8 protein-coding genes are annotated in these 9,576 nt (G+C 39.4%); 6 read left to right on the top strand and 2 right to left on the bottom strand.

Annotated elements, in window-relative coordinates; all coding sequences use genetic code 11:
* Positions 1 to 111 precede the first annotated feature (111 nt).
* From purC to purD, 6 genes are all read left to right on the top strand, one after another.
* Positions 112 to 816 (top strand): phosphoribosylaminoimidazolesuccinocarboxamide synthase, encoded by a 705-nt coding sequence (gene purC / locus AC220I_RS13710; RefSeq protein WP_486724413.1) that lies wholly within the window; start codon positions 112 to 114, stop codon positions 814 to 816.
* A 97-nt stretch (positions 817 to 913) separates the two neighbouring features.
* Positions 914 to 2,329, top strand: coding sequence for an amidophosphoribosyltransferase (gene purF / locus AC220I_RS13705; protein WP_486724412.1), 1,416 nt, complete (start codon positions 914 to 916; stop codon positions 2,327 to 2,329).
* A gap of 40 nt (positions 2,330 to 2,369) precedes the next feature.
* A complete protein-coding gene (gene purM / locus AC220I_RS13700; RefSeq protein ID WP_486724411.1) occupies positions 2,370 to 3,410 on the top strand; it encodes a phosphoribosylformylglycinamidine cyclo-ligase in 1,041 nt (346 codons plus the stop codon).
* Positions 3,398 to 4,003 (top strand): phosphoribosylglycinamide formyltransferase, encoded by a 606-nt coding sequence (purN, locus tag AC220I_RS13695; protein WP_486724410.1) that lies wholly within the window; start codon positions 3,398 to 3,400, stop codon positions 4,001 to 4,003. Before purM ends, purN begins: the two co-directional genes overlap by 13 nt.
* A 9-nt stretch (positions 4,004 to 4,012) precedes the next feature.
* On the top strand, positions 4,013 to 5,554 hold the full coding sequence (purH, locus tag AC220I_RS13690) for a bifunctional phosphoribosylaminoimidazolecarboxamide formyltransferase/IMP cyclohydrolase (protein WP_486724409.1): 1,542 nt from the start codon (positions 4,013 to 4,015) through the stop codon (positions 5,552 to 5,554).
* Positions 5,554 to 6,840, top strand: a complete 1,287-nt coding sequence (gene purD, locus AC220I_RS13685; protein ID WP_486724408.1) for a phosphoribosylamine--glycine ligase — start codon at positions 5,554 to 5,556, stop codon at positions 6,838 to 6,840. The genes purH and purD overlap by 1 nt, the downstream gene beginning before the upstream one ends.
* A gap of 229 nt (positions 6,841 to 7,069) precedes the next feature.
* Here the strand turns inward: purD and AC220I_RS13680 are convergent, their stop codons facing one another.
* Together AC220I_RS13680 and AC220I_RS13675 are read right to left on the bottom strand one after the other, a co-directional pair.
* A complete protein-coding gene (locus AC220I_RS13680; protein WP_486724407.1) occupies positions 7,070 to 8,716 on the bottom strand; it encodes a diguanylate cyclase in 1,647 nt (548 codons plus the stop codon).
* An 8-nt stretch (positions 8,717 to 8,724) separates the two neighbouring features.
* On the bottom strand, positions 8,725 to 9,576 hold an 852-nt coding region (locus AC220I_RS13675; RefSeq protein ID WP_486724406.1), incomplete at its 5' end, for an ABC transporter substrate-binding protein.

Here is a 9,576-nt window from a genome sequence, read left to right as displayed (position 1 = left end):
CAATTAAAGCAATTAATGTAGTTATGGCAATTATGGCATATAAGCTTTAAAATAATATGAATTTTATGATTGAAGTTTGAACTCAGATAGAATCACTTAGGAGGTATTAAAATGGAAAAATTGGAAATGTTATATGAAGGTAAGGCAAAAAAAGTTTATAAGACAGAAAATCCAGATTATTATATCGTAGAATACAAAGATGACGCGACAGCTTTCAATGGTGTTAAAAAGGGTACAATTCATGACAAGGGCATAGTCAACAATAAAATGAGTGCCTTGTTGTTTAAAATGCTTGAAGAAAAAGGAATTCCAACTCACTTTGAAGAACTTTTAAATGATCGTGAGCAATTTGTAAAAGCCGTTAAGATTTTACCACTTGAAGTAATTGTAAGAAATGTTGCTGCAGGCTCACTTTCAAAGAGATTAGGTCTTGAAGAGGGCGTTCCTATGAAGCAAACGGTCCTTGAGTTTTGTTACAAGGATGATGAACTAGGTGATCCAATGATTAATGAATACCACATTGCAGCGATTGACCTTGCAACAGAAGCGCAAGTTGAAACCATTAAAGAATATGCGTTAAAAATCAATGATATCTTGAAGGCATTTTTCTTGGAAAGAGCATTAAAGCTTATAGATTTTAAACTCGAATTTGGTGTATTTAAGGATCAAGTTATTTTAGCAGATGAAATTAGCCCAGACACATGCAGATTATGGGATGTCAATACAAATGAGAAAATGGACAAAGACCGTTTCAGAAGAGATTTAGGAAATGTTGAAGACACTTATCAACAAGTGTTGGGAAGACTTGAAAAATAACAAAGTATTATTATAAAATGACTTCTATATGAAGTAAGAGTAACAAAATAGATTATGGTCTGACGTGAGTGCTTTAGGAGCATGAGGAGGAAAGAAAATGACTGATTTTTTAGAGCTGGATAAGTTAAAAGAAGAGTGTGGTGTCATCGGTGTACATGCCCCTGGTATGAGCAACATCTCTCAAATGTTATGCTTTGGATTAATCGCATTACAGCATAGGGGACAAGAGAGTGCAGGTATCGCAGTTCTTAAGGATAGAAAGATGCAGTACTATAAGGAAATGGGTCTTGTCCAAGAAGTATTTTCCAGCGAAATTTTAGATCGTCTACCTGCGGATATTGGGATTGGTCACGTAAGATACTCTACCACAGGTGAGAGTTACGTATCAAATGCACAGCCGCTTGTTGTAAGATATAAAGGTGGCAGTATTGCGCTTGCACATAACGGTAATCTCGTAAATGCAGGTGAAATTAGAGATAGATTAGAAGATGAGGGTTCTATTTTTCAAACCTCGATCGACTCGGAAGTTATTGCAAACTTAATCGCAAAAAACTATCATTTGGGTATGAAGGAAGCTGTTATTGAATCTGTTAAGGAAATCAAAGGCTCTTTTGCCCTTGTAATCATAATTGATAACATGCTTGTGGGCGTAAGAGATCCGCATGGTTTACGTCCGCTTTCACTTGCCAAAATGGACGGCGGTTATGTCTTAGCATCTGAGACTTGTGCCCATGACGTTGTGGGTGCCGAGTTTGTAAGAGATATTGAGCCAGGTGAAATTGTTATTATCGACGAAAACGGTATTGAATCCATCATGTATGATGAAACGAAACGAAAAGCAGTTTGTTGCTTTGAATATGTTTACTTTGCAAGACCAGATAGTATCATTGATGGTAAAAATGTCTTTATTACGCGTAAGAAGGCAGGAAAGATACTGGCTCAGGAGAGTCCAGTGGATGCGGATATGGTTATTGCTGTCCCTGACTCAGGTATCGCAGCTGCAATCGGCTATGCCGAGGAATCTGGAATACCATTTGATATTGGTTTAATTAAGAACAAATATATGGGCAGAACCTTTATACAACCAGATCAGAAGTCAAGAGAACTTGCAGTTAGACTTAAACTTAACACCATGCGTGAGAATATAGAGGGTAAAAGATTGATCTTGATTGATGACTCAATCGTAAGAGGTACAACGAGTAGAAGATTGGTTAATATGCTCAAGGACGCAGGGGCAACTGAAGTTCATATTAGGGTGAGTTCACCACCGGTTTCTCACTCATGCTACTTTGGTATCGATACACCTAATAGAGCTCAATTAATTGGTGCAACACATTCGATTGAACAGATTCGCGAAATGACAGGTGCAGACAGTCTTGCTTATTTAAGTGTAGATGGCTTGGTTGAGTCTATCGGTATGAAAAAAGGCGATCTTTGTACAGCATGCTTCGATGGTGACTATCCTATGGATGTACCAAAAGAGGGCGACAAATATTTATTTGAAAAATGCTAGTGTTTCAGGACAATAAGACAGTTTATGAAGGAGTTATAAGATGAGTAATAATAAATTAACTTATCAAGAGGCAGGCGTTGATGTCAAGGAAGGCGCAAGAGCGGTTGAGTTGATGAAAAAGCACGTTAAAGAAACTTTCAATGACGATGTGATCGGCGATCTTGGTAGCTTTGGTGGTCTTTTGAGATTAAGTGGACAGTTTGAAAGTCCTGTACTTGTGGCTGGCACTGATGGCGTTGGCACAAAGCTTAAAATTGCCTTTATGATGGACAAGCATGATACAGTTGGCCAGGATTTGGTTGCAATGTGTGTTAATGATATACTATGTCAAGGGGCTACACCTTTGTTCTTTCTGGATTACCTTGCAACAGGTCATTTGGAGGCTGAGAAGGCGGCTGCTCTTGTAAAGGGCATCACAGATGGCTGTAAACTATCAGCAATGCCCCTTTTAGGTGGCGAAACAGCAGAGATGCCTGGTTTTTATCAAGCAGGGGAATATGATATGGCAGGTTTCGCAGTTGGTGTTGTGGATGAATCAAAAATCATCACAGGTGCAAGTATTAAATCGGGTGATGTCCTCATTGGTCTTTCGTCTTCTGGTGTTCACTCAAATGGCTACAGTTTAGTGAGAAAACTCTTCTTTGATAAATTGAACTTAAAGCTCGAAGATCACATTGAAGCATTTGGTGATACACTGGGCAATGTGTTGATTGAGCCTACTAAAATATATGTTAAAACAATCTTAAAAGTTCTTGAGAAAACAAATGTTAAAGGCATGGTACACATGACAGGCGGCGGTTTTTATGAAAATATTCCAAGGATTATGCCATCAGGCTTGGGTGTAGATATTACACTTGGCACTTGGCCGGTTTTGCCTGTGTTTAACTACATGATGGAAGCTGGCAATATTGATTTAGAGGAGATGTTTGCGACCTTTAACATGGGGATCGGCTATATACTCGTCGTATCGAAAGAAGATGAAACGTCAGTGCATGAACTTTTAGAATCACTTGGTGAGCCAGGCTTTACAATAGGAAGTGTCACAGATTCACACGAAGGAGTCGTCTTATGTCAAGGCTAAAAATAGCCGTTCTCGTATCAGGCGGGGGTTCAAACTTGCAAGCCATTATAGACGCTATAGAAAGCGATCGGCTTGAGGCTGAAATAAAAGTGGTCATATCCAACCGCAAAAATGCATTTGGACTAGAACGTGCAAAAAAGCATGGCATTAGAGCTGAATATATTGGGATTGGAAATTACAGCGATCCCCTATTAAGAAATAAGGCCTTACTAGATTTACTTGTATCAGAAGAAGTTGAGCTCGTGGTTCTTGCAGGATACCTCAGTATACTTTCCCCTGAAATCATAAAACGGTTTGAAAAGCGGATCATAAACATTCACCCATCCTTAATTCCCAAGTATTGTGGTGAGGGCTTTTATGGCGAGCACGTTCATGAAGCTGTCATTAAGAACAAGGAGTTGGAATCAGGTGCAACGACACACTTCGTAGATGAAGGTGTAGATACAGGTGCGATTATTAAACAAGAGCGCCTTGAGGTCTATGAAGATGATACGGCAAAGACACTTGCAGAACGCGTCCTTAAAATAGAACATCAGCTTCTTGTAAATACGATAATTGAGATTCAAAAAGAACAAGTGAAGATTGGTCTTTAGGAGGAAAAAATGATTAAAAGAGCACTTTTAAGCGTTTCGGATAAAACAGGTATCATTGAGTTTGCCAAGTCATTACATGACCTTGGTGTAGAGTTAATTTCAACAGGCGGTACTGAAAAGGCCATTAGAGATGCGGGTATCCCTGTTAAAAACATCAGCGAGATTACAGCATTTCCAGAGTGTCTTGATGGTAGGGTGAAGACGCTTCATCCAGCGGTACATGGTGGCATTTTAGCCATGAGAGCCAATGCAGACCATATGAATCAAATTGAGTCTTTAGGGATTCAAACCATAGATTTAGTGGCAATTAATCTCTATCCTTTTAAGGAAACAATTTCAAAACCAAATGTGCATCTTGAAGATGCCATTGAAAATATAGACATCGGTGGTCCAACCATGCTCAGATCTGCTGCCAAAAACCATCAAGATGTGATTGTTTTGGTAGATCCTAAGGATTATGATGGCATTGTAAATGCTATTAAAGATAAGGGCGATGCAGATTATGAGACCAAGTACGATTTAGCCTTAAAGGTCTTTTCTCATACAGCACATTACGATGCAATGATTGCAGAGTATTTAAGACAGAAGGGCAATCGTGAAAAGTTTCCTGAGACCTTAACCGTGACTTTTGAAAAGGTACAAGACCTTAGATATGGTGAGAACCCACATCAAGCGGGTGCTTTCTATAAAGAGGCGATTTCAAAAGGCGGCACCTTGTCAGAGGCGGTTCAACTCCATGGCAAAGAACTTTCCTTTAACAACATCAATGACACAAATGGTGCACTTGCCCTTCTCAAGGAGTTTGATCAACCAGCAGTTGTTGCTGTTAAGCATTCAAATCCTTGTGGTGTTGGCGTAGGCTTTGATTTGCTTCATGCCTATCAAAAAGCCTATGAATGTGATCCGCAATCCATCTTTGGTGGTATAGTGGCAGCCAATAGGCCTATAGACCATAAAACAGCCGTAAAAATCAATGAAATTTTTGTTGAAATTGTCATTGCGCCTGATTTTGATGAAGAAGCCCTTAAGGTCCTCACAGAAAAGAAAAATATTCGTCTTTTGAAATTGGAAAATATCTTAAAACCGATTTCAGAATTTAGTTTTGATATGAAAAAAATTCATGGTGGTATGATCATTCAAGATTCAGATCGAATGATGTTTGACGGCGACCTTGAAATTGTAACAGATCGAATTCCTACTAAGAAGGAAATAGATGAACTCAAATTCGCCATGAAAGTTTGTAAACATGCAAAATCAAATGGTATTGTCATCACGAGAGATGGCCAAACCTTGGGGATTGGACAAGGACAAGTTAGCCGTGTTTGGGCTGCTGAAAATGCAATCAGACAATCCAACTTCCCAACAAAAGGTGCTGTGCTTGCTTCAGATGCATTTTTCCCATTTGGTGACTCTATAGTGGCCGCTGCAAAAGCTGGGATTACTGCGATTATTCAACCAGGTGGTTCAGTAAGAGATCAAGAAGTGATCGATGTTGCAAATCAGTATGGCATCGCAATGGTGTTCACAGGCATGAGACATTTTAAACATTAGTGATTGAATCGAAGGCAGGTGGTAACTTGAAGGTATTGATAATTGGAAGTGGCGGAAGAGAACATGCAATTTGCCATAAGATTTCTCAAAGTCCCAAAGTCGAGAAAATTTTTGCAGCGCCGGGGAATGCGGGGATTGCAGAAATGGCGGAATGCATCAATATACATGTAGAAGACACGCGTTCACTATTGGCGTTTGCTCAGAAGGAACAAATTGATTTGACCATTGTTGGACCAGAAGCGCCATTGGTACTTGGAGTGGTTGATGCATTCGAGGCTGAAGGGCTTAGAATTTTTGGACCCAATAAGAAGGCAGCACAGTTTGAAGGCAGTAAGGCGTTTACAAAGGACTTTTTAATGAGGCATAAGATTCCAACCGCAGCTTATAAGGAATATTTGGATGTTGAAAAAGCCATTGAAGAAGTTGAACAATTCGGATTTCCAATTGTCATTAAGGCTGATGGTCTAGCGGCTGGCAAGGGGGTTATCATTGCAGAGGATCGCATAACTGCTGAGAAAGCCCTTCGTGAAATCATGTCAGATAAAATCTTTGGCGAGTCTGGAAACAAGGTGGTTCTGGAAGCGTTTTTAACCGGTATAGAAGCCTCTATTCTGTGCTTTGTTGATGGTGAGACAATTTTACCTATGTCACCAGCTCAAGATTATAAAAAGGCTTACAACAATGATCTTGGGCCAAATACAGGGGGTATGGGCACTTATTCTCCTAGTCAAATTATTGACGATGTGATGATGGCTAAAATCAAATCGCGATTGTTAGACCCATTTATTAAGGGAATCCATGAAGATGGTATTGAATTTAAAGGCATTCTCTTTGTGGGCATCATGATAGAAGGCGATGCTATTAACGTTATCGAGTACAATGTGCGCTTTGGTGATCCTGAAACCGAAGTAACGTTGCCAAGACTTGAAAATGACTTAATGGATGTCTTTGAGGCGGTTGTTGATGGCAAGCTACATGAAATTGACCTGAAGTGGAAGCCTCAACATGCAGTTTGTGTTATCATGGCATCTGAGGGTTACCCTGATGCCTATGAAAAAGGGATTGAAATCAAGAATACAGAGTGTGTCGAAAAGGCTATGGTTTATCATTGTGGCACTAAGAAAAGCGATGGCAAGCTCCTATCAAACGGCGGGCGTGTCCTCGGTGTCACTGCACTTGGTGAAACACTTGAAAAGGCTAAAGCAAATGCTTATGAAGGCCTAAGATGCATCGATTTTCCAAAGTCCTTTTATAGAACGGATATTGGTGATAAAATCCTACTTTAATTTCAATGATTGCCTAATTTGAATCTTGTGGCAATTCTTTAAAGAGGGCATTAAATAGGCAATTTTTAAGAAGAGGACAATCAAAAAGGTATGCAGTATCGAATTGTAATTATACAATATCGACAAATGCATACCTTTTTTTAGTATGATTATGAAAGTGATTTTTGGCTTATGTTAGAAGTTCTTTATATTGAAGTTTTAAGATATTTGTTTATACCATATCTGATTTTCATAGGTCCTTTTTTTCGATAAATTGTGTTTCTATACGATTTCTGCCTAGATGTTTTGCTTGGTATAAGAGGTCATCAGCAGACTTTAAAAGCTGATCAAAACTTTCGCCTTTATATTCGATTAGGCCAGCGCTTACAGTTACTTTGAGGTCTTTTTGAATAAAGGTTTTTTCTTGAATCCGCGTTCTTATCCGTTCTGCGATGACAAGTGCCTTGTTAAGGTCTGTCTCTGTAAAAATCAGCATAAACTCCTCGCCGCCATAACGCGATACCACATCAGAAGCGCGACTCTCAGCTGTCAGTACATCTGAAATAACCTTTAGGACATCATCACCAACCTGATGGCCAAATCGATCGTTAACAGATTTAAAGAAGTCAATGTCCAGTAACATAATAGAAAAGGGTCTTAAATATCGAGACGCTTCACTAATTTTCTGTGTGAGGACTTGTATTAGGAAGGCCCTATTGTTTAAACCCGTAAGGGCATCTGTCATGGCCAGTGTTGCAAAACGTTCCTTTTCATCCCCTAAAATCCGGTTGACGCGTTCAAGCTCTTCTTTGGCCCTTGTCAGCTCAGTCGTTTTTGCGGCAACCATATTTTCAAGCTGAGAGCTATATGTTTTAATGGAGAAGTTTGCAATTTTTAGACTTTGCGCCATGGTGTTGATACTGTTGGCAATTTCAGCAAACTCATCATTGCCATTATTGGTTAGATTGACTGTATATTCACCGCTGGCAATGAGTTCAGTGCCCTTGATTAAATGTGTTAGGGAATTTGTAATTCGCTTTGATAAACGATACATAAGGGTCATAATCAAAAGTAAAATAATTGAGAAGATGATGAGGTAAGTTTGACGAAGTTGATTCATGCTTTTCAGGGTCTCAGCTTGTTGGCTTTTAAATAAATCTGAGGTCTGAACTTCGATTTCTTGAAGCTTTGCACTGAGTTGATCACCAAGCTCGATGTTTTGCTTCAAGAGGACTTCAAGACTTTCATCAAACTCAAGGTGCAGATTTGCACTGGTTTTGATACGCTGTCCGAGCAATTGAGCTGTAAATGTATTTTCTTGAGACAACAATCGATCACCGAGTTTTATGATTTCATTGAGTTCATCCAGGTGGGTGTTGGGGTTGCTTTCGTCGGCTTGTGTAATGATGAGCATATCAAAAAACAGATCATTACTGGTTAAATACTGATTGAGACTCGGTGTGTCTGCAATGGTCTTTACCATGCTCAGGAGATCCGTCTGATTTTGATTGACCTTGCTTTTAACCGCATTGTACTGATCATTGTTACTGATAAATTGGTTAAAAACAGTTTCATATTCATTTAGAGTACTCTTGATCTGGTCTAAATCGACATGATTGGTGTGGACTATGCCATCGTGTGATATGCTTTGGAGGTTTTCTTCCATTTGCAAGAGTGCATCAAAAATAACAGAGACAAATTGACGGTTATTCTTGAGTAAGTAGTCAACTTGAGCACTTTTAATAATTTGTGCTTCTTCGTTTATATTAACGATATGAGAGACATTAGCGCTGGAAGAAGCCAATACACTGTATTCGTAATTTTGGTAAAGGCCAAAGATCAAAAGCATGATAACAATCATTGAGAAAGAGAATAAAAGCCGATTTCTTATTGTCATAGACACTCCTATTGATTTAACGTGTTAAAAATTTGTTTGATTTTAAGATCTGCTTCCTGTAAAAGTGCATCGTAGTGTTCTGGAAATGCGAAAAATTCATTGAATAGCGTCAAACCAACTTCAGCAACGGGTGGTGGTGTTGCTAGGTCGTAATTAAATGCCCAATTGGGTTGTTTCTGCACATCTGCTAAAATTGCTTTTTGAAGGGGGAGGTAAACCGATACTGGTACTTGGTTTGAGGGTGAAAACGCACCACTGCCCTTGGCCATTGCAGTTTGACTTGAGGCACTTGATAAAAATCGGATGGCTTCAAGTGCGCCATCTGTCACCACAGCATCCTTAGGCACAATTAGACCATCAATCGGACCAAGTGCGGTTAATGGAATTTCGTCATCTACAACTGGAAATGTAAAATAGCCGAAATCCTCTGCTGGGTCGAGCTTGTATTCAGTCTGTAAAATGGTAATGACCCAAGTCCCCATGAGGGTCATGCCAATTTTATTTTCAGCCAAGCCACTTAAGGGCGTTTCATACCATTCAGTTGTCAAGGCATCTGTGTTAAAGTATTGATTTGTCACCAAATCACTCCAAATTTCAAAGACCCTCTTGATTTCAGGGTCTGTGTAATGGGCATTACCAACCATGAGCTCGTTTCTGTAATCAGGTCCAGCAGTTCGAAGCAGTAAATAGTCGAACCAAAATTGCGAAGGCCATTTGCTCTTTGAGCCTAAGCCTATTGGCGTAATGCCATTTGATTTTAAAGTTTCACATACAGAAATAAATTCATCCCAATTTTGAGGCGGTGATAGGGAAAGTTCTTTAAAAATATGCTTGTTGTAATAAAAGGAAACATAGTGTTG

The organism is Fusibacter sp. (genome assembly GCF_057447755.1).
The sequence above is the reverse complement of the archived record's forward strand: the minus strand, read 5'-3'. Positions and strand labels throughout refer to the sequence as shown.

Bases quoted from the DNA above. Each gene is read 5' to 3' on its own strand.
- purM (WP_486724411.1), top strand. From the start codon at position 2,370: ATGAGTAATAATAAATTAACTTATCAAGAGGCAGGCGTTGATGTCAAG.
- purF (WP_486724412.1), top strand. From the start codon at position 914: ATGACTGATTTTTTAGAGCTGGATAAGTTAAAAGAAGAGTGTGGTGTC.
- purN (WP_486724410.1), top strand. From the start codon at position 3,398: ATGTCAAGGCTAAAAATAGCCGTTCTCGTATCAGGCGGGGGTTCAAAC.
- purC (WP_486724413.1), top strand. From the start codon at position 112: ATGGAAAAATTGGAAATGTTATATGAAGGTAAGGCAAAAAAAGTTTAT.
- purH (WP_486724409.1), top strand. From the start codon at position 4,013: ATGATTAAAAGAGCACTTTTAAGCGTTTCGGATAAAACAGGTATCATT.
- AC220I_RS13680 (WP_486724407.1), bottom strand. From the start codon at position 8,716: ATGACAATAAGAAATCGGCTTTTATTCTCTTTCTCAATGATTGTTATC.